Origin of the sequence: Nocardioides bizhenqiangii (assembly GCF_034661235.1) — a bacterium.
GTDB classification, from domain to species: Bacteria; Actinomycetota; Actinomycetes; order Propionibacteriales; family Nocardioidaceae; genus Nocardioides; species Nocardioides bizhenqiangii.
The window spans coordinates 2,990,815-3,017,520 of sequence record NZ_CP141059.1 but is presented as its reverse complement, the minus strand read 5'-3'; the positions used below and the strand labels follow the sequence as shown (position 1 = coordinate 3,017,520).

General features: G+C 70.4%; 26 protein-coding genes. 23 read left to right on the top strand and 3 right to left on the bottom strand.

Features of this window, described 5'->3' with window-relative positions; all coding sequences use genetic code 11:
• Positions 1 to 72: 72 nt before the first annotated feature.
• From argS to SHK19_RS14565, 22 genes are all read left to right on the top strand, one after another.
• Entirely contained in the window at positions 73 to 1,728 is a 1,656-nt protein-coding gene (gene argS, locus SHK19_RS14670; protein WP_322936664.1) for an arginine--tRNA ligase, read from the top strand.
• Between the two features lie 16 nt (positions 1,729 to 1,744).
• Positions 1,745 to 3,139, top strand: a complete 1,395-nt coding sequence (lysA, locus tag SHK19_RS14665; protein WP_322936663.1) for a diaminopimelate decarboxylase — start codon at positions 1,745 to 1,747, stop codon at positions 3,137 to 3,139.
• Between the two features lie 5 nt (positions 3,140 to 3,144).
• Positions 3,145 to 4,470 carry a homoserine dehydrogenase gene (locus SHK19_RS14660; protein WP_322936662.1) on the top strand — a complete coding sequence of 442 codons (1,326 nt, stop codon included), beginning with the start codon at positions 3,145 to 3,147 and terminating at the stop codon, positions 4,468 to 4,470.
• On the top strand, positions 4,467 to 5,576 hold the full coding sequence (gene thrC / locus SHK19_RS14655) for a threonine synthase (RefSeq protein WP_322455719.1): 1,110 nt from the start codon (positions 4,467 to 4,469) through the stop codon (positions 5,574 to 5,576). The genes SHK19_RS14660 and thrC overlap by 4 nt, the downstream gene beginning before the upstream one ends.
• Positions 5,573 to 6,469 (top strand): homoserine kinase, encoded by an 897-nt coding sequence (thrB, locus tag SHK19_RS14650; RefSeq protein ID WP_322936660.1) that lies wholly within the window; start codon positions 5,573 to 5,575, stop codon positions 6,467 to 6,469. The genes thrC and thrB overlap by 4 nt, the downstream gene beginning before the upstream one ends.
• A gap of 252 nt (positions 6,470 to 6,721) precedes the next feature.
• On the top strand, positions 6,722 to 8,410 hold the full coding sequence (gene rho / locus SHK19_RS14645; protein WP_322938698.1) for a transcription termination factor Rho: 1,689 nt from the start codon (positions 6,722 to 6,724) through the stop codon (positions 8,408 to 8,410).
• Between the two features lie 106 nt (positions 8,411 to 8,516).
• Complete coding sequence (rpmE, locus tag SHK19_RS14640; RefSeq protein ID WP_322455717.1) at positions 8,517 to 8,738, top strand: 50S ribosomal protein L31; 222 nt, start codon at positions 8,517 to 8,519, stop codon at positions 8,736 to 8,738.
• A gap of 89 nt (positions 8,739 to 8,827) precedes the next feature.
• Positions 8,828 to 9,907, top strand: a complete 1,080-nt coding sequence (gene prfA / locus SHK19_RS14635; protein ID WP_322455716.1) for a peptide chain release factor 1 — start codon at positions 8,828 to 8,830, stop codon at positions 9,905 to 9,907.
• A gap of 88 nt (positions 9,908 to 9,995) precedes the next feature.
• Positions 9,996 to 10,856: a peptide chain release factor N(5)-glutamine methyltransferase gene (prmC, locus tag SHK19_RS14630; RefSeq protein WP_322455715.1), complete on the top strand. Its 861-nt coding sequence runs from the start codon at positions 9,996 to 9,998 to the stop codon at positions 10,854 to 10,856.
• 13 nt (positions 10,857 to 10,869) lie between these two features.
• Complete coding sequence (locus SHK19_RS14625) at positions 10,870 to 11,598, top strand: L-threonylcarbamoyladenylate synthase (RefSeq protein ID WP_322936659.1); 729 nt, start codon at positions 10,870 to 10,872, stop codon at positions 11,596 to 11,598.
• Positions 11,599 to 11,601: 3 nt separating this feature from the next.
• On the top strand, positions 11,602 to 12,783 hold the full coding sequence (locus SHK19_RS14620) for a glycosyltransferase family 4 protein (RefSeq protein ID WP_322455713.1): 1,182 nt from the start codon (positions 11,602 to 11,604) through the stop codon (positions 12,781 to 12,783).
• Between the two features lie 79 nt (positions 12,784 to 12,862).
• Positions 12,863 to 13,336, top strand: coding sequence for a hypothetical protein (locus SHK19_RS14615; RefSeq protein WP_322455712.1), 474 nt, complete (start codon positions 12,863 to 12,865; stop codon positions 13,334 to 13,336).
• Positions 13,337 to 13,366: 30 nt separating this feature from the next.
• The gene (locus tag SHK19_RS14610; RefSeq protein ID WP_322936658.1) at positions 13,367 to 13,606 is read left to right on the top strand and encodes an AtpZ/AtpI family protein; all 240 of its coding nucleotides are present in this window, start codon (positions 13,367 to 13,369) and stop codon (positions 13,604 to 13,606) included.
• 13 nt (positions 13,607 to 13,619) lie between these two features.
• Entirely contained in the window at positions 13,620 to 14,414 is a 795-nt protein-coding gene (atpB, locus tag SHK19_RS14605; protein ID WP_322455710.1) for a F0F1 ATP synthase subunit A, read from the top strand.
• 74 nt (positions 14,415 to 14,488) lie between these two features.
• Positions 14,489 to 14,674: an ATP synthase F0 subunit C gene (atpE, locus tag SHK19_RS14600; protein ID WP_322936657.1), complete on the top strand. Its 186-nt coding sequence runs from the start codon at positions 14,489 to 14,491 to the stop codon at positions 14,672 to 14,674.
• A 57-nt stretch (positions 14,675 to 14,731) separates the two neighbouring features.
• Entirely contained in the window at positions 14,732 to 15,292 is a 561-nt protein-coding gene (locus tag SHK19_RS14595; RefSeq protein WP_322936656.1) for a F0F1 ATP synthase subunit B, read from the top strand.
• Complete coding sequence (locus tag SHK19_RS14590; protein ID WP_322936655.1) at positions 15,292 to 16,083, top strand: F0F1 ATP synthase subunit delta; 792 nt, start codon at positions 15,292 to 15,294, stop codon at positions 16,081 to 16,083. The genes SHK19_RS14595 and SHK19_RS14590 overlap by 1 nt, the downstream gene beginning before the upstream one ends.
• 53 nt (positions 16,084 to 16,136) lie before the next feature.
• Positions 16,137 to 17,774, top strand: a complete 1,638-nt coding sequence (atpA, locus tag SHK19_RS14585; RefSeq protein WP_322455706.1) for a F0F1 ATP synthase subunit alpha — start codon at positions 16,137 to 16,139, stop codon at positions 17,772 to 17,774.
• 9 nt (positions 17,775 to 17,783) lie between these two features.
• Positions 17,784 to 18,701, top strand: a complete 918-nt coding sequence (locus SHK19_RS14580; protein WP_322455705.1) for a F0F1 ATP synthase subunit gamma — start codon at positions 17,784 to 17,786, stop codon at positions 18,699 to 18,701.
• Between the two features lie 47 nt (positions 18,702 to 18,748).
• Positions 18,749 to 20,191, top strand: coding sequence for a F0F1 ATP synthase subunit beta (atpD, locus tag SHK19_RS14575; protein ID WP_322455704.1), 1,443 nt, complete (start codon positions 18,749 to 18,751; stop codon positions 20,189 to 20,191).
• Between the two features lies 1 nt (position 20,192).
• Positions 20,193 to 20,633, top strand: coding sequence for a F0F1 ATP synthase subunit epsilon (locus SHK19_RS14570; RefSeq protein ID WP_322455703.1), 441 nt, complete (start codon positions 20,193 to 20,195; stop codon positions 20,631 to 20,633).
• An 11-nt stretch (positions 20,634 to 20,644) separates the two neighbouring features.
• Entirely contained in the window at positions 20,645 to 21,085 is a 441-nt protein-coding gene (locus tag SHK19_RS14565; protein ID WP_322455702.1) for a DUF2550 domain-containing protein, read from the top strand.
• Between the two features lie 237 nt (positions 21,086 to 21,322).
• Here SHK19_RS14565 and SHK19_RS14560 read toward each other — a convergent pair whose 3' ends face one another.
• The 3 genes from SHK19_RS14560 to SHK19_RS14550 all read right to left on the bottom strand — a co-directional run bounded on the left by SHK19_RS14560 (position 21,323) and on the right by SHK19_RS14550 (position 26,210).
• Positions 21,323 to 24,505: a DEAD/DEAH box helicase gene (locus SHK19_RS14560; RefSeq protein WP_322936654.1), complete on the bottom strand. Its 3,183-nt coding sequence runs from the start codon at positions 24,503 to 24,505 to the stop codon at positions 21,323 to 21,325.
• A 101-nt stretch (positions 24,506 to 24,606) separates the two neighbouring features.
• Entirely contained in the window at positions 24,607 to 25,635 is a 1,029-nt protein-coding gene (locus tag SHK19_RS14555; RefSeq protein ID WP_322936653.1) for a lytic transglycosylase domain-containing protein, read from the bottom strand.
• A complete protein-coding gene (locus tag SHK19_RS14550) occupies positions 25,632 to 26,210 on the bottom strand; it encodes a cob(I)yrinic acid a,c-diamide adenosyltransferase (RefSeq protein WP_322455699.1) in 579 nt (192 codons plus the stop codon). Before SHK19_RS14550 ends, SHK19_RS14555 begins: the two co-directional genes overlap by 4 nt.
• 151 nt (positions 26,211 to 26,361) lie before the next feature.
• Between SHK19_RS14550 and SHK19_RS14545 the strand changes: the two genes are divergently transcribed.
• Positions 26,362 to 26,673, top strand: a complete 312-nt coding sequence (locus SHK19_RS14545; RefSeq protein ID WP_322455698.1) for an STAS domain-containing protein — start codon at positions 26,362 to 26,364, stop codon at positions 26,671 to 26,673.
• Positions 26,674 to 26,706: the final 33 nt, after the last annotated feature.

Genomic DNA, 26,706 nt, shown 5'->3' with positions numbered 1-26,706 from the left:
CTGGCGCGGTGAGGAACCTTACCCGTCGATATCCGTGCAAGAGAAACCGGAGGCCGCCGATACCCTTGGCCGGTGACCCCTGAGCAGCTCTCCCGCACCATCGTCGACGGTCTGTCGGCGCTCGTCGACGAGGGTGCGCTCACCCTGCCCGACGGCGTCCCCGCCGAGGTGACGGTCGAGCGGCCGCGCCAGAAGGGGCACGGCGACTACGCGACCAACGTTGCGCTGCAGCTGGGCAAGAAGGCCGGCATGAACCCGCGGGCGTTCGGTGATCTGCTCGCCGCGCAGCTGCAGCAGGCCGACGGCATCGCCGCGGTCGAGGTCGCCGGGCCGGGCTTCCTCAACATCACCGTCGAGGCGGGCGCGCAGGGCCAGCTGGCTGCCGACATCGTCGAGGCCGGCCCGGCGTACGGCTCGTCCGACGCGTTCGCGGGCGAGAAGATCAACCTGGAGTTCGTTTCCGCCAACCCGACTGGCCCGCTCCACCTCGGCGGCGTCCGCTGGGCGGCCGTCGGCGACGCGCTCGGCCGGATCTTCGAGATGACCGGAGCCCAGGTCACCCGGGAGTACTACTTCAACGACCACGGCGCTCAGATCGACCGGTTCGCGCGGTCGCTGCTCGCGAGCGCGACGGGCGGGCCGGCTCCTGACGACGGCTACGGCGGCGAGTACATCCACGAGATCGCCGCCGCCGTCGTCCAGCAACGCCCGGACGTCCTCGCCCTGCCCCCCGACGAGGCGCAGGAGGTGTTCCGCGCCCTCGGCGTCGACATGATGTTCGACGAGATCAAGAAGTCGCTGCACGACTTCGGCGTCGACTTCGACGTCTACTTCCACGAGGACGAGCTCCACAAGAGCGGCGCGGTCGAGCGTGCGGTCGAACGGCTCCGCGAGTTCGGCAACATCTACGAGAAGGACGGCGCCCTCTGGCTCGCCACAGAGAAGTACGGCGACGACAAGGACCGGGTGGTCATCAAGTCCGACGGCAACGGCGCCTACCTCTCCGGCGACCTCGCCTACTACCTCGACAAGCGGGAGCGCGGCTTCGACCGCTGCTTCATCATGCTCGGCGCCGACCACCACGGCTACGTCGGTCGGATGATGGCGATGTGCGCCGCCTTCGGCGACGAGCCGCACGTGAACCTCGAGATCCTGATCGGACAGCTGGTCAACCTGCTCAAGGGCGGCGAGCCGCTGCGGATGTCCAAACGGGCCGGCACCGTCGTCACGATCGACGACCTGGTCGACGCGATCGGGGTCGATGCGGCCCGCTACGCACTGGCCCGCTACCACAGCGACAGCCCGATCGACATCGACCTCGACCTGTGGGCGCGTGCGACCAACGACAACCCGGTCTACACGGTGCAGTATGCGCACGCCCGGATCGCGAGCCTGCTCCGCAACGCGACCGACCTCGGTGTCGCGGCCGAGTCGCACCCCGAGCTGCTCACCCACGAGAAGGAGGGCGAGCTGCTCCGGGCACTCGGCGAGTTCCCCCGTGTGGTCAAGGCGGCGGCCGAGCTGCGGGAGCCGCACCGGGTGGCGCGCTACCTCGAGGAGCTGGCCGGGGTCTACCACCGCTTCTACGACAACTGCCGGGTGCTGCCGCGTGGCGACGAGGACGTGAGCGACCTCCACCGGGCGCGGTTGATGCTGGTCGAGGCGACCCGGGTCGTGCTGGCCAACGGTCTCGGCCTGCTCGGCGTCTCGGCGCCCGAGCGCATGTGAGCGCGGGGGAGACGACATGACCCACGAAGCCGGCTGGGCGCACGCGCCCGGCGCCTTGCGCGGCCCCGCCTGGCTGCAGGCGCCCCGCGACGCCAACGCGCTGGTGCCGCAGCTGTGGTCGAGCACCGCGCACAAGACGGAAGCCGGCGACCTGGTCGTCGGGGGAGTGCCGGTGGCCGACCTGGCGGCCGAGCACAACACGCCGGCGTACGTCCTCGACGAGGCCGACTTCCGGGCGCGCGCCCGCGCCTTTCGCGACGCGTTCGGGGGTTGGGACGTCTACTACGCCGGCAAGGCCTTCCTCTGCACGGCGGTCGCGCGGTGGATCGCAGAAGAGGGTCTCTCCCTCGACGTCTGCTCGACCGGTGAGCTGACGGTGGCGCTGCGCGCGGGCTTCGACCCGGCACGGATCGGCTACCACGGCAACAACAAGTCGGTCGCCGAGCTGCGGCGCGCGGTGAGCGAGGGCGTCGGGCGGATCATCGTCGACTCTTTCCAGGAGATCGACCGGATCGTGATGGTCACCGAGGACACCGGGATGCGCGCGCGGGTGATGGTCCGGGTCACCGCCGGCGTCGAGGCGCACACGCACGAATACATCGCGACCGCCCACGAGGACCAGAAGTTCGGGTTCTCGATCACCTCGGGCGACGCCTTCGAGGCCGTACGACGCCTCGAGGCCGCGCCCGGCATCGACCTGCTCGGCCTCCACTCCCACATCGGCAGCCAGATCTTCGACTCCTCCGGGTTCGAGGTCGCTGCCCGGCGCGTGCTCGCCCTGCACCACCGCGTGTCCGACGAGCTCGGGGTGACGATGCCGGAGCTGGACCTCGGCGGCGGCTTCGGCATCGCCTACACCACCCAGGACGACCCCTCCGACCCCGCACAGCTCGCGACCGAGATGGGCAAGATCGTCGAGCACGAGTGCCGCGCGCTCGGCCTCGAGGAGCCGCGGCTCTCGATCGAGCCCGGCCGCGCGATCGTCGGCCCGGCGATGTGCACGGTCTACACCGTCGGCACGGTCAAGCCGGTCACGCTCGACGCGGGCGCGGTCCGCACCTACGTGAGCGTCGACGGCGGGATGAGCGACAACATCCGCACCGCCCTCTACGACGCCGACTACTCGTGCACGCTCGCGGACCGCCGGTCCGAGGCCGCGCCGGTGCTGGCGCGGGTGGTGGGCAAGCACTGCGAGGCCGGCGACATCGTCGTCCGCGACGAGTTCCTCCCGGGCGACGTCGTCGCCGGTGACCTGCTGGCGGTGCCGGGGACCGGTGCCTACTGCCGCTCGATGGCCTCCAACTACAACCACTCGTTGCGCCCCCCGGTGATCGCGGTACGGGACGGAGTCGCGCGCGTGGTCGTGCGGCGGGAGACTGAGGACGACCTGTTGGCGACGGATGTCGGGTGAATGCGGTGAATGCGGTGCAACTGGGGGGCGACGAGCCCCTCAAGGTGGCGGTGCTGGGTTGCGGCGTCGTCGGCTCCCAGGTGGTGCGGCTGCTGGACGAGCAGTCGGGCGACCTCGCCGCCCGGGTCGGTGCCCCCGTCGAGCTCGCCGGGGTCGCCGTACGCCGCCTCGACGCCCCGCGTGACGTCGACGTCCCCGACGGACTGCTGACCGACGACGCGCTCGGGCTGGTGATCCGTGGCGACATCGACGTCGTGGTCGAGGTGATCGGAGGCATCGAACCGGCACGTTCGCTCATCCTCGCCGCGCTCGAGAACGGCGCGTCCGTCGTCACCGCCAACAAGGCGCTGCTCGCCGAGGACGGCCCGACGCTGTACGAGGCGGCCGAGAAGGCCGGCCGCGACCTCTACTACGAGGCCGCGGTCGCCGGCGCGATCCCGATCCTCCGCCCCCTGCGCGAGTCGCTGGCCGGCGACAAGGTGACCAAGGTGCTCGGCATCGTCAACGGCACCACCAACTTCATCCTCGACAAGATGGACACCCAGGGTTCCGGGTTCGAGGAGGCCCTCGAGGAGGCACAGGCGCTCGGCTACGCCGAGGCCGACCCGACCGCCGACGTCGAGGGCTTCGACGCCGCCGCCAAGGCGGCGATCCTCGCCAGCCTCGCGTTCCACTCGCGCGTCACCGCCGCGGACGTCCACCGCGAGGGCATCAGCGACGTGACGTCCGGGGACGTCCGGTCGGCGAGCGAGATGGGCAGCGTGGTCAAGTTGCTGGCGATCGCCGAGCTCAACACGAGCGAGTCCGGTGAGGAGGCGGTCAGCGTCCGCGTGCACCCCGCGATGATCCCGAGGGACCACCCGCTCGCCAGCGTGCGTGAGGCCTACAACGCCGTCTTCGTGGAGTCCGAGGCCGCCGGCCAGCTCATGTTCTACGGCCCGGGCGCGGGCGGCGCGCCGACCGCGAGCGCGGTGCTCGGCGACCTGGTGACCGTCGCGCGCAACCACCGTCAGGGCACCCGTGGCGTCGGGGAGTCGGCGTACGCCGACCGGACCGTGCTGCCGATGGGGGAGACCCGCACCCGCTACCACGTCGCGATCGACGTCGACGACCGCGCCGGCGTGCTCGCCGCGGTCGCCAACGCCTTCGCCGAGCACGACGTGTCGATCCAGACGGTGCGGCAGGAGGGGCGCGGCGACGACGCCCAGCTGGTCGTGGTGTCGCACGAGGCCACCGACGCGCAGCTGTCGGCGACGGTGGCCGAGCTGCGGGAGATGGACATCGTGCGCGAGGTGACCTCGGTGATGAGGGTGGAAGGGACCGACGAGTGAGCGGCAGCAGGGGCGCCGGAGACGTTGCCGTCCGGAGCCGCCAGTGGCGCGGCGTCATCGAGGAGTACCGCGAGCTGCTCGACATCCCGGCGGACACGCCGGCGGTGACGCTCCGCGAGGGCGGCACCCCGCTGGTGCACTCGGAGTGGCTCTCCGAGGTCACAGGCGCGCAGGTCCACCTCAAGGTCGAGGGCGACAACCCGACCGGCTCGTTCAAGGACCGCGGAATGACCGCGGCGATCTCGGTCGCCAAGCACGAAGGCGCCGAGGCCGTCGTCTGCGCCTCGACCGGCAACACGTCGGCGTCGATGGCGGCCTATGCCGCCAAGGCCCGGCTCAACCCGCTCGTGCTGGTGCCCGAGGGGAAGATCGCGGCGGGCAAGATGGCCCAGGCGATCCTCCACGGCGCCCACGTGATCATGGTCAAGGGCAATTTCGACGACTGTCTGCGGCTGGCGAGGGAGCTCGCGGCGTCGTACCCCGTCGCCCTGGTCAACTCCGTCAACCCGGTGCGCCTCGAGGGTCAGAAGACGGCCGCGTTCGAGATCGCCGACTTCCTCGGCGACGCTCCCGACTACCACCTCCTCCCGGTGGGCAATGCCGGCAACATCTCGGCCTACTGGCTGGGCTACCGGCAGTACGCCGACCTCGGCCGGATCACCCGCAAGCCGGTGATGCGTGGGTTCCAGGCCGTCGGCGCCAGCCCGCTGGTCACCGGTCAGCCGTTCGACGACCCGGAGACCCGCGCGACCGCGATCCGGATCGGCAACCCCGCCTCGTGGAAGCTTGCCGAGTCGGCCGCCGCCGAGTCCGGAGGTCGGTTCGCCTCGTTGACCGACGACCGGATCCTCGACGCCCAGCGCGAGCTCGCCCGCAACGAGGGCGTCTTCGTCGAGCCGGCCAGCGCGGCCGGTGTTGCCGGTCTGCTCCAGGAGCTGGAGCAGGGCGAGTCCTACACCGGGACCACGGTCGTCATCACGGTGACCGGCCACGGGCTCAAGGACACCGCGACCGCGCTCGAGGGCTTCACCGAGAGCGGCGGCACCGTGGTGGACGACGTCGTCGTGCCTGAGGTCGCCGCGGTCGCCGAGGCTGCCGGGCTGTGACGACGTTCGCCACGGGACCGGTGCGGGTCTCCGTCCCGGCGACCTCGGCGAACCTCGGACCCGGCTTCGACACCCTGGGCCTCGCCCTCGACCTCCGCGACCGGCTCGAGGCCGAGGTCACCGAGAGTGGGCTCGTGGTCGAGGTCGACGGCGTCGGCAGTGACGAGGTGCCGCTCGACGAGGGCAACCTCGTCGTCAGGGCGATGCGCGCGGCGTTCGACGAGCTCGGGGTCCAGCCGCCGGGCATCCGGCTCAGCTGCGTCAACGTGATCCCACACGCGCGCGGGCTCGGGTCCTCCTCGGCCGCGATCGTCGCCGGCGTGTGGCTCGCCCGCGAGCTGGTCGCCGGTGGTCGGCTGCTGCTCGGCGACGAGGGCCTGCTCGACCTGGCCGCCCGGATCGAGGGCCACCCCGACAACGTCGCGCCCGCTCTGCTCGGGGGATTCGTGATCGCGGGTCAGGACGCCGACGGGTCGTTCTACGCCGTGCCATCCGAGGTCGACCCGCGGATCGGCGCGGTCGTCTACATCCCGCCGGAGCCGGTCTCCACCGAGACCGCCCGCGGGCTGCTCCCGACGGAGGTGTCGCACGCCGACGCCGCGGCGAACGCCGGACGGGCGGCGCTGCTGGTCGCCGCGCTCGGTGGCCGGCCCGAGGAGCTGTGGCGCGCGACGGCCGACCGGCTGCACCAGGACTACCGGCGCCCGGCGATGCCGGCCAGCCTCGCGCTGCTCGACGCGCTGCGCGCGGACGGCGTCCCTGCGATCGTCTCGGGTGCGGGGCCGACCGTGCTCGCGTTCACCGACACCACCGACGGGCTGACGGCCAGGTGCCCCGAGGGGTGGACCGCGCTGCGGCTCGGGATCGACTCCCGCGGCGCGGTTGCCTGGTAAATGTCATCGCGCTGCGACGCGGTGGTATTCTCAGGGCGCGTCAACTCGCCGATCCCTCGGTTCTCGGCGCCGCGCGATGATCGCGCGCATCTCCTTCCTCGCTCCGGTCGGCTTACGTCCACCTGAGGAAGATCCGACCAATGCCCTTCATCCCCAGCGGAGCGGAGCGGCCGTATTACGTGGGAAGGACCTCACGTGACAGAAACTCTCGAATCCACCGCGCCGAAGAAGCGCAGCGGCGGACTCAACACCATGCTGCTCGCCGACCTCAAGGCGATGGCGGGCGGCATGGGCATCGCGGGTGCGGGCAGCATGAAGAAGGCCGACCTGGTCAGCGCCATCAAGGCGGCCCAGGCCAAGCCGAAGAGCCAGGACGCCCCCGCCGACGACCGGGCCAAGGGCGACGGCCAGCCCAAGGCTGAGACGAAGGCCAAGGACGACGACAAGCCCAAGGCCGACGACAAGCAGAAGGACCAGGGTCGCAGGAAGGACCAGGGTCAGCAGAAGGGCCAGGGTCAGCAGGGCCAGCGTGACCAGGGCCAGAAGGACCAGGCTCAGAAGGACCAGGGCCAGAAGGACCAGGGCCAGAAGGACCAGGGCCAGAAGGACCAGGGCCAGAAGGACCAGGGCCAGAAGGACCAGGGCCAGAAGGACCAGGGCCAGAAGGACCAGGACGGCCAGGCCGGCGAGGACGGCGAGGGCGGCAGCCGTCGCAACCGTCGTCGACGCGGACGCGACCGCAACCGGACCACGACGACCGGCGGGCGCAACGAGCCCGACACCACGATCCTCGAGGACGACGTGCTGGTGCCGGCCGCCGGCATCCTCGACGTGCTCGACAACTACGCGTTCGTGCGCACCAGCGGTTACCTGCCGGGGCCTGACGACGTCTATCTCTCGCTGTCCATGGTGCGGAAGTACGGGCTGCGCCGCGGTGACGCGATCGTGGGCCAGGTGCGCCAGCCCCGCGAGGGCGAGCGCCGCGAGAAGTTCAACCCGATGGTGCGGATCGACAACGTCAACGGCGTCGACCCCGAGCAGGCGCGGCACCGCGTCGACTTCGCGAAGCTCACCCCGCTCTACCCCAGCGAGCGGCTGCGCCTGGAGACCGAGCCGAGCAACATGATCGGCCGGGTCATCGACATCGCCTCACCGATCGGCAAGGGCCAGCGCGGTCTCATCGTCTCGCCCGCCAAGGCCGGCAAGACCATGATCATGCAGTCGATCGCCAACTCGATCACGACCAACAACCCCGAGTGCCACCTGATGGTGGTGCTGGTGGACGAGCGCCCCGAGGAGGTCACCGACTTCGAGCGCTCGGTCAAGGGCGAGGTCATCTCGTCGACCTTCGACCGTCCGGCCGGCGACCACACCACCGTGGCGGAGCTGGCGATCGAGCGCGCCAAGCGGCTGGTGGAGCTCGGCCACGACGTCGTCGTCCTGTTGGACGGCATCACCCGGCTCGGCCGGGCGTACAACCTGGCTGCTCCTGCTTCAGGCCGGATCCTGTCCGGCGGCGTCGACTCCGCAGCGCTCTACCCGCCGAAGAAGTTCTTCGGGGCCGCCCGCAACATCGAGAACGGCGGCTCGCTCACGATCCTCGCCACGGCGCTCATCGACAGCGGCTCCAAGATGGACGAGGTGATCTTCGAGGAGTTCAAGGGCACCGGCAACATGGAGATCCGGCTGCGCCGTGACTTCGCCGACAAGCGCCTGTTCCCGGCGATCGACGTCATCCAGTCGGGCACCCGCCGCGAGGAGCTCCTCATGAGCAAGGAGGAGATGGCGATCGTCTGGAAGCTGCGCCGCGTCCTCTCCGCGCTCGACGGGCAGCAGGCGCTCGAGGTGCTGCTCGAGAAGCTGAGGAAGTCGACGACCAACATCGACTTCCTGATGCAGGTCCAGAAGACGACTCCGGCACCCGGCCAGGGAGACGAGTAACGCGGAATAGGCGGGAGCGTTCCAGCGCTTCTACACTGATTCGTCGGTTCCGGTTCACGCCAGCAAGAGGCAAGGCGACCCGGCGCCCCTTAGAGATGAGGACACCATGAAGAAGGACATCCACCCGGACTACGTCGTGACCGAGGTGACCTGCACCTGCGGGAACACCTTCACGACCCGTAGCACCGCGACCTCCGGCTCGATCCACGCCGACGTCTGCTCGCAGTGCCACCCGTTCTACACCGGCAAGCAGAAGATCCTCGACACCGGCGGCCGCGTGGCCCGGTTCGAGGCCCGCTACGCCAAGAAGCAGGACGCCAAGAAGTAGCTGTCCTCGAGCGCCGACCTTCCCGCACCGCGGGGCGGTCGGCGCTCGTCATTTCGGGTCTCGACCAGCGACCAGCGATCGGAGCAACGGTGTTCGAAGCAGTGGAGGGCATGCTCGCCGAGCATGCCGAGCTCGAGGGTCGGCTCGGCCTGCCCGAGACCCACGCCGACGCCCGTCTCGCCCGCACGCTCAACCGTCGCTACGCCGAGCTCGGCGGCATCATCAGCACCTGGCGCGAGTGGCAGCAGTACGACGACGACGCCGGCGCCGCGGAGGAGCTGGCCGCCGACGACCCCGCGTTCGCCGCCGAGGTGACCGAGCTCCGGGCCAAGCAGGAGGAGGCCGCCGAGCGGCTCCGCCGGCTCCTGGTCCCGCGCGACCCGGTCGACGACAAGGACGCGATCCTGGAGGTGAAGTCGGGGGAGGGGGGCGAGGAGAGCGCGCTCTTCGCCGGCGACCTGTTGCGGATGTACACCCGCTATGCCGAGCGGCGGGGGTGGAAGACGGAGATCCTCGACGCCGCCGAGTCCGACCTCGGCGGGTACAAGTCCGTCACCGTCGCCGTGAAGGCAGGATCCGGCACCGGCGCCGGCCCTGGGCAGGCGCCGTACGGCCTGCTCAAGTTCGAGGGCGGCGTGCACCGCGTGCAGCGGGTGCCCGTGACCGAGTCGCAGGGTCGCATCCACACCAGCGCGGCCGGCGTGCTCGTCGCGCCGGAGGCGGAGGCCGTCGACGTCGAGATCCACGACAACGAGCTGCGGGTCGACGTGTTCCGCAGCAGCGGCCCGGGCGGACAGAGCGTCAACACCACCGACTCCGCGGTGCGGATCACGCACCTGCCGACCGGCATCGTCGTCAGCTGCCAGAACGAGAAGAGCCAGCTGCAGAACAAGGAGCAGGCGCTCCGGATCCTGCGGGCCAGGCTGCTCGCGGTCGCCCAGGAAGCGGCCGACGCGGAGGCCAGCGAGGTCCGGCGCAGCCAGGTCCGCACGGTTGACCGGTCCGAGCGGATCCGCACCTACAACTTCCCGGAGAACCGGATCTCCGACCACCGCACGGGCTACAAGTCCTACAACCTCGACCAGGTCCTCGACGGTGACCTCCAGCCCGTCATCGACTCCTGCGTCGACACGGACATGGCGGGCCGGCTCGAGGCGCTCGACCCGTGAGCGAAGTGCGCGGACGGAGCCGACGTGCACCCGACGGCGGCTTGCCAACTGAAGGCTCGCGCCTGAGCGAACGAAGCCGGGAAAGCAAGTGACGCCGAGGGACGCCGTCCGCGGGGCCGCCGAGCGGTTGCGGGCGGCCGGCGTCGCCAGTCCCGAGCACGACGCCGCCGAGCTCCTCGCCCACGTCCTCGGCACGACGCGGGCGCAGCTGCCCGCCCTCGGCGGCGTCCTTCCCGAGGCCGCAGCCGAGCTCGAGCGGCTGGTCGAGCGGCGCGCGGCGCGGGTGCCGCTCCAGCACCTGACGGGGCTCGCCCACTTCCGCCACGTCACCCTCGCCGTGGGACCGGGGGTGTTCGTCCCACGTCCCGAGACCGAGCTGCTTGCCGGCTGGGCGATCGAGAGCGCGCTGGCGCTCGAGGCACCCGTGGTCGTCGACCTCTGCACCGGGTCCGGGGCGATCGCCCGGGCGATCAAGGACGAGGCCCCGCACGCGGAGGTGCACGCCGTCGAGCTCGACGAGCCGGCCCACGCCTGGGCCGAGCGCAACCTCGCCGGCACCGACGTGGACCTGCGGCAGGGCGACTTCCGGACCGCGTTCGACGACCTGCTCGGCACCGTCGACGTCGTGGTCAGCAACCCGCCCTACGTCCCGCTCGAGGCCTGGGAGTCGGTGGCGCTCGAGGCTCGCGACCACGACCCCCACCTCGCGCTGTTCTCCGGCGCCGACGGCCTCGACGCGATCCGCGCGATCGCGGTCCGTGCCGCCGACCTGCTCCGTCCGGGCGGCGTCGTCGGCGTCGAGCACGCCGACGTGCAGGGGGAGTCGGCACCGGCGGTGCTCGCCGCCGAGGGGCGGTGGGAGGAGGTCCGCGACCACCGCGACCTCGCCGACCGTCCGAGGTTCGTCACGGCGCGACGGGCAGTTCGCAGGCCCGGCCCCGGGGAGTGACAGGATGGGCGCCGTGAGTCAGTCCGGTTCGGCACAGGTCTATGACGCGACCTCGGACGAGGAGCGGGAGGTGGCCGTCGACGCCGCCGCGCTCGCGATCCAGCGCGGCCGTCTCGTCGTGCTCCCCACCGACACCGTCTACGGCGTCGCGGCCGACGCGTTCGACCCGGACGCCGTCGCCCGGCTGCTGGAGGCGAAGGGACGTGGCCGCGAGATGCCGCCGCCGGTGCTGGTCAGCACCGCGACCACCCTCGACGCGCTCGCGACCAAGGTGCCGGACTACGCCCGCGCGCTCACGGCGGCGTTCTGGCCCGGGCCGCTCACCCTGGTCTGCCACGACCAGCCGTCCCTGAGGTGGGACCTGGGGGAGACCCACGGGACGGTCGCGGTCCGGATGCCCGACCACGACCTCACCCGCGAGATCCTCGACCGCACCGGACCGTTGGCGGTCAGCTCGGCCAACCTGACCGGCAGCCCGGCCGCCACCGACGCCGCCGCGGCGGTGGAGATGCTGGGGGACCGGGTGGCCGTGGTCGTGGACGGTGGCGCGACGGACGGCGCCGTGCCCTCGACGATCGTCGACGTCACCGGTGACCGTCCCCGGCTGCTGCGCCTCGGCATGATCACCGTCGCCCAGCTCGACGAGGCGATGACTGGGACCGGGCTCACCGTCGAGACCGACGCCGTCGCCGACGCCAGGGACGCCCGCGACAGCGCAGGCGCAGACGGCGCAGACAGCTGACCGATGCGCGAGTACGTCATCGTCTTCCTGGTCGCCGCAGCGGTGACCTACCTGCTGACGGTCGTCGCCCGCGAGATCGCGGTCCGCACCGGAGCCGTCGCGAAGGTCCGTGACCGCGACGTCCACGCGGAGCCGGTCCCGTACCTCGGCGGCATCGCGATGCTCGGCGGCCTGTTCGCCGCGTTCCTCGTCGCCCGCGAGCTGCCGTTCCTGTCGGCGAGCCAGTCGTTCGTGTTCGACGACGCCCTGTCGGTCCTGGTCGCGGGTGCGCTGGTCTGTGCGGTCGGCGTCCTCGACGACATCTTCGACCTCGACGCCCTCACCAAGTTCGGTGGCCAGGTGCTCGCGGTCGGGGTGCTCGTCTACTCCGGGATCCAGTTCCGCTACTTCTTCCAGTCCGACGGCTCCCAGCTCGCGCTCGACGCGACCCAGGGCGCGCTGCTCACCGCGGTGATCGTGCTCGCGACGGTCAACGCCGTGAACTTCATCGACGGTCTCGACGGGCTCGCGGCCGGCGTGATCGGCATCAGCGCACTCGCCTTCTTCCTGTTCTGCTACCGGCTGACCGTCATCAACGAGGTGCAACGAGCCACCACCGGAGCGCTCCTGTCGGCCGCGCTGGCCGGGGTCTGCGCCGGCTTCCTCATTCACAACTTCCACCCGGCGCGCCTGTTCATGGGCGACAGCGGCTCGATGCTGCTGGGGCTGGTGCTCTCGGCGACCGGCCTGACGGTGACCACCCAGTTCGCGGCGATCGACATCGCCGAGGGCGCCAACGGCGCTCGTGCCAGCCTGCTGCCGATGCTGCTGCCGGTGGCGCTCCCGATCCTGATCCTGGTCGTGCCGCTCGCCGACCTGGTGCTCGCCGTGGTACGCCGCACGGCGGCCCGGAGGTCCCCGTTCGCGCCCGACAAGCAGCACCTGCACCACCGGCTGCTCGAGATCGGCCACTCCCACCGCCGCGCCGTCATCATCATGTGGCTGTGGGCGGGGCTGATCGCGTTCGGCACGGTCGCGGGGAGCCTCTACGACGACGTGCAGGTCTACATCGGCATCGGCGTCGCGTTCGCGATCACCGTCGGCCTCACCTTCCTCGTGCCCCTGCTGCCCGTCCGGCGGAAGCTCGACGAGCTGGCGGCGAACCGTCACGAGGACCCCGATTCGGAGGCTCCTCAGACTTTGTGATAACTTTCACGAGCGATCAGGAAGTGCTCACGCAGCACCCCTGATCACCCTCCCGAAGTCACCTGAAGGGCGGCCGCCGATGTCGACGACCACCACCTCCGGACCCCTGGCCCTCGCGGTCGCGGTGACCGTGACGGTCGGTGTGCTGGTCGTCCTCGTCGCAGCGCTGACGGACGGCCGGTCAGCGGCGTACGGCGCACTGGTCGGCGCCGGGATCGCTGTGGTCGTCTTTGCGTTCGGGGCGTTCACGGTCGACGCCGTGGCCCGGCTGATGCCGGCGGCGTCGCTGATGGTCGCGCTGCTGACCTACACGCTCCAGGTCCTGCTGATGCTCGTCGTGTTCGTGGGCCTCACCCGGTCGGGTGTCCTCGACGACGGCCTCGACCGGACGTGGCTCGGCGGGGCGATCATCGCCGGGGCCCTGGCATGGACGCTCGCGCAGCTGACTGCCTCCGCCAGGGCTCGGATCCCGGCCTACGAGACCACCGACGAGGAGCCGTTCCACAGGCCCTCCGAGGGCGTCGGTCCGGCAGGAGAGGGCGGTGCGCGATGACGTCGACCCCCTGCTATTGTCCGGGGCGCGATGAGTCAGCCCGAGGAGCAGCCGAAGGGCGATCCGTGGCATGCATTCGGCTACATCGTGGCCGGGGTCGCGTTCTACGGGTTCCTGGGGTGGTTGGCCGACCAGTGGCTGGGCACCCGTTACCTGGTGGCCGTCGGCATCATTGCGGGCGCGGGTTTCGGGATCTACATGACTTTTGCCCGCTTCCGGCCCGACCCAGCAGCGCGGCACCCGCAGGACCCACAGCAGAACGACGAGTAAGGAGACTCCGGTGATGAACGTAGCCACCGAAGCCACCGTTTCCGCGGAGGAGTTCCACGCGCCGGGCCCGGCCATCTTCGAGCTGCCGCCGGTGTTCGAGATCGCCGGCTTCGGCGTCACCAAGCCGATGCTGCAGCTGCTCGTCGCGGCGCTGCTCGTCTTCGCGCTCCTCTACGTCGCCGCCCGTCAGCGCTCGCTGGTCCCCGGCAGGCTGCAGTTCGCCGGCGAAGGGGCCTACGGCTTCGTCCGCAACAGCGTGGGTCGCGACATCATCGGCAGCCGCGACTTCCAGAAGTTCGTGCCCTACCTGGTGACCGTCTTCTTCTTCATCCTGGTCAACAACCTGTTCGCCAGCCTCCCGTTCTTCCAGTTCCCGACCTTCAGCCGGGCCGGCATGGCCTACGCGCTCGCAGGCCTGTCATGGATCATCTACAACGCCGTCGGCATCGCCAAGCACGGCTTCATCGGCTACCTGAAGGTCCAGTGCGTGCCGTCGGGCGTCAGTCCGGTGATGTACCCGCTCCTGGTCCCGCTGGAGTTCTTCTCCAACATCCTGGTGCGGCCGGTCACGCTGGCGCTGCGTCTGTTCTGCAACATGTTCGCCGGCCACATCCTGCTCGTCCTCTTCGCGACCGGTGGCCTCTACCTGATCGAGCAGGGCGGCATCGGCTACGTCGCCGGTCCGCTGGCCTGGGTCCTCGCGATCGCGGTCAGCTTCCTCGAGATGCTGGTCCAGTTCCTGCAGGCCTACGTCTTCACGCTGCTCAACGCCATGTACATCCAGGGTGCGCTCTCCGACGAGCACTAGTCCTGGTCCAGCACCGACTTGTCCCACTATGCAGTAACAACCGAAAGGAAGAAGCCGTGGAAGGCTCCGCAAACATGATCGGCTACGGCCTGGCCGCCATCGGCCCGGGCATCGCGATCGGTCTCATCTTCGCCGCGTACATCAACGGCGTTGCCCGCCAGCCGGAGGCACAGAGCCGTCTGCAGTCGATCGCGATCCTCGGATTCGCACTCGCCGAGGCGCTCGCCATCATCGGTATCGCGCTCGCGTTCGTCCTTTAGGGCTCGTCCAGCCCAGGCCATCACGACCGCATCCACTAGATCGACAAGGTCAAGCCTATGAAGTCACTCTTGATCCTCGCTGCGGCTGAGGGCGAGGAGCACAACCCCCTCATCCCCTTGTGGGAAGAGATCGCCATCTCCTTGGTGGTGTTCGGTCTCCTCTTCTTCCTCATCCGGAAGTTCGTCGCCCCGAACTTCGAGGAGACGTTCGCCGAGCGCACGCAGGCGATCGAGGGCGGCCTGGCCGCCGCCGAGACGAAGCAGGCCGAGGCCGACGCCAAGCTCGCCGAGCTCGAGGCGCAGCTCGCCGACGCCCGGCACGAAGCCGCGCGCATCCGTGAGGAGGCGCGCGAGCAGGGGGCGGCGATCATCGCCGAGATGCGCGAGCAGGCGCAGGCCGAGTCGACCCGCATCGTCGAGCACGGCAAGGCGCAGATCGAGGCCGAGCGCCAGCAGGCGGTCACCTCCCTGCGGGCCGAGGTCGGCACCCTGGCGACGAACCTCGCGGGTCGCATCGTGGGCGAGTCCCTCGACGACGACGCGCGGCAGGGACGGGTCGTGGAGCGCTTCCTCGCCGAGCTCGAGACGCCATCGACACAGGCCCCGGGGGCGAACTGATGCTGTCGTTCCGAGCGGCGTCCACCGAAGCCGTAGCCGCGCTGGTCGACCGGGTCGAAGGGTCGGCCACCGTCGCCGACGACCTGTTCGCGGTCGCGGCGAACCTCCGCTCGGAAGGTGCGTTGCGGCGGTTCGCCACCGACTTCGCCCTCCCGAGCGAGGCCAAGGTCGGGCTGGTCTCGGAGCTCTACGACGGCAAGGTCGACGCGGCGACGCTCGAGCTGCTCAAGGACGCAGTGAGCCGTCGGTGGACGCGCTCCCGTGACCTCGCCGATGCGCTCGAGTACGTCGGCGTCGTGGCGGCGGTCCGTTCCTCGCGGAACAGCGCGGACCAGGTCGTCGACGAGCTGTTCGCGGTGCGGACCCTGGTCAACGACAGCGCCGACCTCCGCAACGCCCTGTCGGACCACGCTCGCAGCGCGTCGGACAAGGCGGCGCTGGTGGACAGCCTGCTCGACGGCAAGGCGCTCCCGGCCACCATCCTCCTGGTGAAGCAGGCGCTGACCGGCAGTCACCGCAGCGTCGCCGTCGCGCTGGAGGAGTTCGAGAAGGTCGCCGCCGACGTCCACGACCGCGACGTCGCGACGGTCTGGGTTGCCCAGCCGCTCAGCGACGACGAGGCCCGGCGGCTGTCCGAGGCACTGACCGCCCAGTACGGCCGCCCCGTGCACCTCAACGTCGTCGTCGACCCCGACGTCATCGGAGGCGTCAAGGTCGAGATCGGCGGCGACGTCATCGACGGCACCATCGCCAGCCGCCTCGACGCGGCCCGCCGCAAGCTCGCCGGCTGACCGGCACCCCTGACTACGAGACTTAGAGCAGAGAAGAGAGAAGGCGACTTCCGATGACAGAACTCTCCATCCGTCCGGACGAGATCCGCGACGCCCTCAACAAGTACGTCGCCGACTACGAGCCGGGCGCGGCGAGCAAGGAGGAGGTCGGCACCGTCGCCTCCGCCGGTGACGGCATCGCCCGCGTGAGCGGCCTGCCGTCCGCGATGGCCAACGAGCTCCTGGAGTTCGAGGACGGCACCCGTGGTCTCGCCCTCAACCTCGACGAGCGCGAGATCGGTGTCGTCGTCCTCGGTGACTTCGCCGGGATCGAGGAGGGCCAGACGGTCCGCCGCACCGGCGAGGTGCTCTCCGTCCCGATCGGCGACGGCTTCATGGGTCGGGTGATCGACCCGCTCGGCACCCCGATCGACGGCATGGGCGAGATCGAGGCCGAGGGTCGCCGCATCCTCGAGCTGCAGGCGCCCGGCGTGATGGCGCGCAAGTCGGTCCACGAGCCGCTCGCCACCGGCATCAAGGCGATCGACGCGATGACCCCGATCGGGCGTGGCCAGCGTCAGCTGATCATCGGCGACCGCTCGACCGGCAAGACCACGGTCGCGATCGACACGATCATCAACCAGCGGCAGAACTGGGAGTCCGGCGACCCCGAGAAGCAGGTGCGCTGCATCTACGTCGCGATCGGTCAGAAGGGCTCGACCATCGCCGCCGTGCGTGGTGCGCTCGAAGAGGCCGGCGCGCTGGAGTACACGACGATCGTCGCCTCGCCGGCGTCGGACTCGGCGGGCTTCAAGTACCTCGCCCCCTACACCGGCTCGGCGATCGGCCAGCACTGGATGTACGACGGCAAGCACGTCCTCATCGTGTTCGACGACCTGACCAAGCAGGCCGAGGCCTACCGTGCCGTGTCGCTCCTGCTGCGCCGTCCGCCGGGCCGCGAGGCCTACCCGGGTGACGTCTTCTACCTGCACTCCCGGCTGCTCGAGCGCTGCGCGAAGCTCTCCGACGACCTGGGTGCCGGTTCGATGACGGGCCTGCCGATCATCGAGACCAAGGCCAACGACGTCTCGGCGTACATCCCGACCAACGTCATCTCGATCACGGACGGCCAGATCTTCCTGCAGTCCGACCTGTTCGCCGCCAACCAGCGGCCCGCGATCGACGTCGGCATCTCGGTGTCCCGCGTGGGCGGCGCGGCCATGACCAAGGCGATGAAGGCCGTCACCGGCTCGCTCAAGGTCGACCTGGCGCAGTACCGCGCGATGGAGGCGTTCGCGATGTTCGCGTCCGACCTCGACGCCGCCTCCCGCCAGCAGCTGGCCCGTGGGCAGCGGCTGATGGCACTGCTGAAGCAGCCCGCCTACAGCCCCTACCCGCTGCCGGAGATGACCGTGTCGCTGTGGCTTGGCACCAGCGGCCGGCTCGACAAGGTCCCGACCGAGGACGTGCTGCGGTTCGAGCACGAGTTCCTCGACTACCTGCGGCGCTCGCACGAGGGACTGCTGGCCGGGATCCGGGAGTCGCAGAAGTTCGAGGACGAGGACGGCGTCGCTGCGGCGTACGACTCCTTCCTCGACCAGTTCGAGACCTCGGAGGGCGGCAGCATCAAGGTCGGCCACGAACCCGAGGCCGAGGCGATGGAGGACGACGAGCTCGAGCAGGAGCAGATCGTCAAGCAGAAGCGAGGCTGAGGAAAAGCCATGGCAGTATCGCTGCGGGAGTACCGCGCGCGGATCAAGTCGACGGAGTCGATGAAGAAGATCACGCGCGCCATGGAGCTCATCGCTGCGTCCCGCATCATCAAGGCGCAGCAGCGAGCACAGCAGGCCGCGCCGTACGCGCGGGAGCTCACCCGGGCGGTGTCGGCGGTCGCGACGTTCTCCAACGTCGACCACCCGCTGACGCGCGAGGAGGAGAACCCGAAGCGGGCGGCGGTGCTCGTGATCACGAGCGACCGCGGTCTCGCCGGTGCGTACTCGTCGAGCGTGCTCAAGGAGTCCGAGCGGCTCGCCGGACGGCTGCGGGACGAGGGCAAGGAGATCGAGTGGTTCCTCGCCGGCCGGAAGGCAGAGGCCTACTTCAAGTTCCGCGACCGGAAGTTCGTCGAGTCCTGGACCGGGTTCTCCGACCAGCCGACCTACGACAGCGCCGCGGAGATCGGGAAGGCCCTCATCGAGGCGTTCCTCAAGGAGCAGGGCGAGGAGGGCGACGTGGACGAGGTCCACATCGTCTACACCCGGTTCCGCTCGATGCTGGTGCAGGAGCCGACCGCCATCCGCCTGCTGCCGCTGGAGGTCGTCGAGGGCGAGGAGGCCCCGGACGAGGCCGACCTGCTGCCGCTGTACGAGTTCGAGCCGTCGGCCGGACAGGTGCTCGACGGGCTGCTGCCGCAGTACGTCCAGAGCCGGATCTTCTACAGCCTGCTCCAGGCCGCCGCTTCCGAGCTGGCTGCCCGGCAGAAGGCCATGAAGGCCGCGACCGACAACGCCGACGAGCTCATCAAGAAGCTCACGCGTATCGCCAACCAGGCCCGCCAGGCTGGCATCACCCAGGAGATCAGCGAGATCGTGGGTGGCGTGAACGCGCTGGCCGACGCTCAAGCCGCTGCGAACGACTGACCGACCGACCCACGAAGTACTGACCCACAGAGTTTTGGGAGAACACAATGACTGCAACCGCTGAAGAGGCCGTCGAGACCACCGGTCGGATCGCGCGGGTCATCGGCCCGGTCGTCGACATCGAGTTCCCGGCCGACGCGATGCCGGAGATCTACAACAAGCTCGAGGTCGAGGTGACGCTCGAGGGCGAGACCACCGTCCTCCCGCTCGAGGTCGCCCAGCACATCGGCGACGGCCTGGTCCGCGCCATCTCGCTGAAGCCGACCGACGGGCTGGTCCGCGGCGCCCCGGTGACCGACACCGGCGGCCCGATCTCGGTGCCGGTCGGTGACAACACGCTCGGCAAGGTCTTCAACGCGACCGGCGACGTCCTCAACCTCGAGGAGGGCGAGAAGTTCGAGGTCGAGGAGCGCTGGGGCATCCACCGCAAGGCGCCGGCGTTCGACCAGCTGGAGTCGAAGACCCAGATGTTCGAGACGGGCATCAAGGTCATCGACCTGCTGACGCCGTACGTCCTCGGCGGCAAGATCGGCCTGTTCGGCGGTGCCGGTGTGGGCAAGACCGTGCTCATCCAGGAGATGATCGCCCGCGTCGCGAAGGACCACGAGGGCGTGTCGGTGTTCGCCGGCGTCGGTGAGCGCACCCGTGAGGGCAACGACCTCATCCACGAGATGCAGGAAGCCGAGGTGTTCGACAAGGTTGCCCTGGTCTTCGGCCAGATGGACGAGCCGCCGGGCACCCGGCTGCGGGTGGCGCTGTCCGCGCTGACGATGGCGGAGTACTTCCGCGACGTCCAGAAGCAGGACGTGCTGCTGTTCGTCGACAACATCTTCCGGTTCACGCAGGCCGGCTCGGAGGTCTCGACGCTGCTCGGCCGGATGCCGTCAGCGGTGGGCTACCAGCCCAACCTCGCCGACGAGATGGGCACGCTCCAGGAGCGGATCACCTCGACGCGTGGTCACTCGATCACTTCGATGCAGGCGATCTACGTGCCGGCCGACGACTACACCGACCCGGCGCCCGCGACGACGTTCGCGCACCTCGACGCCACCACGGAGCTCTCGCGCGAGATCGCGTCGCTCGGTATCTACCCCGCCGTGGACCCGCTGACCTCGACCTCGCGGATCCTCGACCCGCAGTACATCGGTCAGGACCACTACGACTGCGCGATCCGGATCAAACAGATCCTCCAGCGCAACAAGGAGCTGCAGGACATCATCGCGATCCTCGGCGTCGACGAGCTGTCCGAGGAGGACCGCGTCATCGTCAGCCGCGCTCGCCGGATCCAGCGGTTCCTGTCGCAGAACACCTACGTCGCCAAGCAGTTCACCGGCATCGAGGGCTCGACCGTCCCCGTCTCGGACACCATCGAGGCGTTCAACAAGATCGCCGACGGCGAGTACGACCACGTGGCCGAGCAGGCGTTCTTCATGTGTGGTGGCCTCGAGGACGTCGAGGCCAGGTGGGCCGAGATCCAGAAGAACCTCTGACATGGCTGACCGAACGGGCGCTGAGACCGAGGCGCTGCACGTCGAGCTCGTCGCAGCGGACCGCACGGTGTGGTCCGGTGACGCGGCGATGGTGATCGCGCGGACGACCGAGGGCGACATCGGTGTCCTGCGCGACCACGCGCCGACGCTATCGCTGCTCGCCCCAGCCGTTGTCGAGATCCAGGTCGAGGACACCGACGACGTGGTCGTCGCTGCCGTCGACGGCGGGTTCCTCTCCGTGGCCAACAACCGGGTGTCGATCCTCTCCGAGCACATCGAGCTCGGTGAGGACGTCCACGTCGACAAGGCCAAGGCCGAGCTCGAGGAGGCGCGCGGTCTCATCGGCGCCAACAACGAGGCGGAGCGCCGGGTGCGACGTGCCGAGGCGCGGCTCCGCGCTGCCGAGAAGGTCTCCTCAGGCTCCGTCAGCTCCAGCCACTAGCTGCTACGTCGATGGCTTGGTGGGAGTGGCTGCTCGATGTCTCGGGCATCGTGCTGCTCCTGCTCCTGGTGTACGGCGTCGGCCTGGTCGTCCGTCGGCGGCTCCTGGCCCGCCACGGCGGGACGTTCGAGCTGAGCCACCGCCTCGATCCGGCGCCGTCCGGCCGCGGCTGGGTGCTCGGCATGGGGCGCTACTCGGGCGAGAAGCTCGAGTGGTTCCGGATCTTCACGCTGTGGCCCAAGCCGAAGCGCGTCTGGTTCCGCGAGCAGCTGGCCTACGACGGCCGTCGCGAACCGCTGGGCGCCGAGCAGGCGTCGCTCTATCCCGACCACGTCGTGATCCGGTGCGCCTCGCCCGCGGGCGAGGTGGAGCTGGCGATGAGCCCGGCCTCCCTCACCGGCTTCCAGGCGTGGCTCGAGGCGAAGCCGCCCGGCACCGACTGGAACCGGTAGTCCTTCGCTCGTCGAGTAGCCCGAGCGGGCTCCGCTCGTCGAGTAGCCCGAGCCGCCAGGCGGTCTGTCGCGAGGCACGAGCGAAGATGTATCGAGACGCCGCAACTGTGTCCGCTCACCGCTAGCGGTCATGTCACCGGGTCTCGATACGCGCCATCGCGGGTTCGTTCCTCACCCGCGGCGCTACTCGACCTTCGTTCGCCACCCGCCTCGGCTCCTTCGTCGCCGAGTCGCTGCTCACTCAAACAACCCGCGGATGTCGTCGGCGTCGATGCCCTGCGCCATCGCGCCCTGACCGTCGATGACCCGGGCGAACAGCTCGGCCTTGCGTCCCTTGAGCTCCATCACCTTCTCCTCGATGGTGTCGCTCGCGACCAGTCGGTAGACGTGGACGTGGGCGGTCTGGCCGATCCGGTGCGCCCGGTCGACCGCCTGCGCCTCGGCGGCGGGGTTCCACCAGGGGTCGAGCACGAAGACGTAGTCGGCCTCCGTCAGGGTGAGGCCGACCCCTCCGGCCTTGAGCGAGATGAGGAAGACCGGCGCCCCGCCGGCGCGGAACTCGTCGATCACCGCCGCCCGGTCGCGGGTGGAGCCGTCGAGGTAGGTCGCGCCGATGTCCTCGGCAGCCAGCCGGTCGCGGACCCGGCTGAGGAACGACGTGAACTGGCTGAACACCAGGGCCCGGTGCCCCTCGGCGGTGATCTCCTCGAGGTGGTCGACCAGCAGGTCGAGCTTCGCCGACCCGACCGCGTCGTGCGCCGGGTCGACCAGTGCCGGGTCGAGCGCGAGCTGCCGCAGCTTGGTGAGCGCGCTGAAGATCGCCACCCGGTTGCGGTCGAAGTCGTCGACCAGGCCGAGGATCCGCTGGCGCTCCCTGGCGAGGTGGGTGTCGTAGATCTTGCGGTGCCGGGGCTCGAGCACGACGTCGAGCACCTGCTCCTGCTTGGGCGGCAGGTCGCTGGCGACCAGCTCCTTGGTGCGGCGCAGGAGGAACGGCCGGATCCGGCTGCGGAACCGGTCGAGCACCACGCGGTCGCCGGCGCGCTCGACCGGGCGGACGACGCGTTCGTTGAACTGGCGCGGCCAGGGGTACAGCCCCGGCACCGTGATCGACAGCAGCGCCCACAGCTCCATGAGGCGGTTCTCGAACGGCGTGCCGGTGACGGCGAGCTTGAACGGCGCCGCGATCGTGCGGACCGCTGCGTAGGTCTTGCTCTGGTGGTTCTTGACCTGCTGCGCCTCGTCGAGCACCAGGCCACCCCACGGCACCGCGGCGTAGCGGGCATGGGCCAGCCGGAGGACCGTGTAGGTGGTCACGACGACATCGCTGTCGGCGGCGATCGCCGCGACGTCGTCGGTACGGCGCCCGCAGAGCCCGACCCGCAGCTCCGGCGCATGGTGCTCGGCCTCGTGGGCCCACGCGGTCACCACGCTCGTCGGAGCCACCACGAGGAACGGTCCGACGTCGGGGCGCCGCCGGCGCGCGTGCTGGACCAGCGCCAGCACCTGGAGCGTCTTGCCGAGCCCCATGTCGTCGGCCAGGATCCCGCCGAGGCCGTGCTCCCAGAGGAAGGCCAGCCACCAGAACCCCTCGCGCTGGTAGGACCGGAGCTCGGTCGTCAGCCCGACCACGTCGGGCCGCGGGATCTCGACCAGGTCGCGCAGCGCCTGGGCCCGGGCGACCCACGCGGCGGCCTCGGCGTCGACGATGCCGGTCTCGGCGAGCTGTGCCCACAGGCCCAGGTCGTGGGTGCCGACGCCGATCCGGTCGCCATCGCGCTCGCGGAGCTCGGCGGCAGCCGTCACCACCTCGCGGAGCCGGTCGAACTCCGGCCGGTCGGTCGTGATGAAGAGCCCGCTCGGCAGGACCAGGAACTCGTGCTCGAGGGTGAGGGCGGCAATCACGTCGGGCAACGGGACCCGCTCACCCTCGACGTTGACCGTCACCTCCAGGTCCAGCCAGTCGGTGTAGCCCGCGTCGTCGTCCGGCTCGACCACGTCGAAGCTGATCTCCGGCGCGGATGTCGCCTCCCGGAAGTCCGGCCGCTGCACCTCGGTGACCTCGACGTCGGGCAGGTCGCGGAGGTGGGGGAGGTCGTGGATCGCGAGCTCCAGCGCGTCGCCGTCGCGGACCTCGTCGCGTCCGAGAAGGGAGGCCGGCACCGAGTCGCGCACGGTCGCCTCGGCGCGCCGGTCGCGCAGCCCGCCGAGCCGGTCCCGGCTGTTGAGGTCGCAACGCTGGTCGTCGTAGCGCCACCCCCAGTCGAGGTCCGCCGCCGCTGACGAGCGCCAGGTGACCTTGAGCACGAGGATCGGCCGCACCGGAGCCGGCACGTCGACGGACCCGTCGGGGGAGCGGACGGTCAGGTGCCGGAGCAACCCGGCGAGCCGGCCCCGGAACGCGTCGAGCTCTGTCGCCGGCACCTCGAGCGGCTCTTCCTCGATGAGCCGGCGGGCGACCGTGGGGGCGTCGCGGTCGAGCTCGGCGATCTGCAGGTGACCCTCGTGGAGGAGGGCGACGACCCGGTCGTTGCCGAGGAACCGGACCTGCTCACCGCGCCAGAGCTCACCGTCGACGTCGACGCCGAGCGTCATCCGCGCCACCGTGTCGTCGCTCGTGATCTCGGCCGTCATGCCCACCGGCTTCTCCCGGATGGTCACCGCCGCCAGCGGCGGCACCGGGACCAGCTCGACACCGGCGGCTTCCGCCGCGCGGAGCATCCTCGGGAGGTGGGGTCCGAACTGCGCGAGGGTCGGTGCGGTGCCGGCGACGTGGTAGCCGCGGTGGCGCTGGAGGGCTCCGTGCAGGGCGCCGACGGCGTCGGCCTGATCGGGCAGCAGCGTCCGGGCCAGGACCGCGCCGGGGATGTCGGACCAGTCGGCACCGCCCTTGATCCACGCCTGCTTGGCGCCCGGCCGCAGCGGTCGGAGGCACAGCAGCGGCCCCTCGTCGCGGTAGGAGTAGACGCGGCGGTGCTCGAGGGTGAACTGCAGTGCGAGCGGGAACGGCTCGACCTCGGGGTCGGCGGTGCGCGACAGGTCTTCGACGAGCGATCCCAGCCGCCGCTCCCATTCCGGCGCCCGATCGGCGGAGACGTGGCCCTCCCGCATGCTCAGGGCGACCGCAGCGCCGTGCTTGCACATGTTGCGGACCGGACAGGTGCAGAGGCTGAAGATCCACCCGTGGGTGCGCGCCCGGCTGCGCCCGCTGGGCCGGCCGACCTCGCAGTGCAGCTGGACGTGGTAGGCCGTGGGGGCGGACCCGTAGACGTACGCCGTCGCCGTGACCGACCCCGCGCTCAGCTGCTGGAGGTGCGGCGGCCCGTCGATCCGGTCGAGGTACCCGCGGGCGCGCTCGAGCGTCTCGGGGGCGAAGTGCTCCTCGAGGAAGTCGTCGGTCAGGGAGGCGAGTACGTCCACGGCCCGACCATCGTTCCACGCGGGTGCGACAGCGACGGCCTCTCTCCACAGGGGTCTCGTGACAGTCGCTAGCGCGACTTCCCCGACCAGCGTCGCTGCGCTCAGTCGGTCGCGGTGCCCAGGTGGCGTTCGGGATGTTCTCGGACGTACTGACGCACGGGCACGGGTGAGGTCTCGAAGTAGCCGACCGGCAGCCACAGGTCGCCGATCGTCGACAGGTAGACGATCTGCCACCGCACCAGTCCCTGCAGGGCCCGGGGATCCCGCTGGAGGACGGACGCGTAGGCGAGGATGCCCGCGACGTAGCCCGGGTGGTTGTTGTAGCGGTACAGCGCGCTCTCGATGCCCGCGGCGGTGTCGCCGCCGTTCGCGGCGAGGTAGCGCGCCGCAGCCAGGATCGAGTCGTGGGGGTCGTTGATGTCGCCCTCGCCGTACGCCGCCCACGTCGACGGGATGAACTGCATCGGTCCCTGCGCGCCCGCGGTCGACAGTCCCCGGATCTTGCCGAAGCCGGTCTCGACCAGGTTGATCGCCGCCAGCACCTCCCAGCTGACGCCGTAGGTCCGCTCGCCCTCGCGGTAGAACCGCAGCAGGTCGGCGGTGGAGGCGGGGTCGATGATCCGCCACGCCGGCAGCTCGTCGGACAACGTCGACAGGACGCTGCGCAGGGAGCGGCGGGCGGTGAGGTGCGCGTCCACGTCGACCCGGTAGCGCTCGGGTACGCCGCTGCGCACGACCTGCTCCCAGGCAGGCGTCCGGGCGAGCTGGCGGTAGAGCAGCTGGGCCTCGAACGCCGCGGCCTGGAGCACGTCCTCGTCCGCGCTCCGGTCGCGGACCAGGTCCTCCGCGGTGGTCAGCCGGGCGGCGAGCTCGCGGGCACTGGTCGCCGGCACGAACTCGGCCGTGACGGGTGGCGCGCTCGGGAGGGGCTCGCCGCTCGGCTCCGCGGTGGAGTCCTGCTCCCCAGGCTCCCCAGGCTCCCCAGGCTTCTCAGTCTTCCGCTCGCTCGCCCGCTCGCTCTTCCGGTCGTGCTGTGAGGTCGTGTCGGACGGGTCGTCCGGGTCCTCGCTGCACCCGGCACTTCCGGCGAGGAGGACGCCGGCGACGAGGGCTGCGAGCAGCCGGTTCACTTGCTCCGGTCACCGCCGGGGACCCACAGCACGTCGCCGCTCTCGCGGTTGGCGTAGCGGGCGAGGATGAAGACCAGGTCGGACAGCCGGTTGAGGTAGGTGATGGCCAGCTTGTTCATGGTGTCGCCGTGGAGGGAGTAGGCCGCCCAGCCGGCTCGCTCCGCGCGTCGTACGACGGTCCGTGCGACGTGCAGGTGCGCGGCGGCCGGCGTGCCGCCGTTGAGGATGAACGACCGCAGGTTCGGGACGAGCTCGTTGTAGTGGTCGCACCACGCCTCGAGCCGGTCCACATAGTCCTGCTCGATCCGGAGCGGCGGGTACTCGGGGCTGTCGGTCACCGGGTTGCACAGGTCGGCGCCGACGTCGAACAGGTCGTTCTGCACGTGGACGAGGACCTGGACGACGTCGTCGTCGAGGCCGCCGCTCGCGACGGCGACGCCGAGGTGTGCGTTCGCCTCGTCGACATCGGCGTAGGCCACCAACCGCGGGTCGTTCTTCGATGTGACGCTCATGTCGCCGAGCCGGGTCTCGCCGGCGTCGCCGGTGCGGGTGTAGATGCGGGTGAGGTTGACCATGGCCCGAGCCTACGGCCGGGCCCGGTGTGACCGACGACACACCGGAACGAGTTGGGCCTCGCATGCAACCGAATCGGTCTGTCCGGCGTCATGGTGGGTAGAGGACAAAGCACGCAGTGCTTGCGTGCGAGCCATCAGGAGGAGGGCAGGCATGCGGATCACGGCCGACGGCCCGACCCTGGTGCTGAGCGGAGACTTCGACGTGCGCAGCACGGGCGAGGTCCGCAACGCCGTCTACGAACACCTCCGCCGCAACGACGAGGGTGCGATCACGATCGACCTGACCGAGGTCGACAGCATCGACCACACCGCGCTCAAGGTGCTGGCGGTCGCGAGTCGGTTCGCCCTCCGCGGAGGACAGCGGATCGTCCTCCGGGGCACCTGCCCGGCGGTCCGCCGGATGCTCCACCTGAGCCACCTGATCCGGTTCTTCGAGGTCGAGCGGGACGCGATCCCCGCCTGACCCGGGGATTTCCGTGTCGGGAACCCCACACGT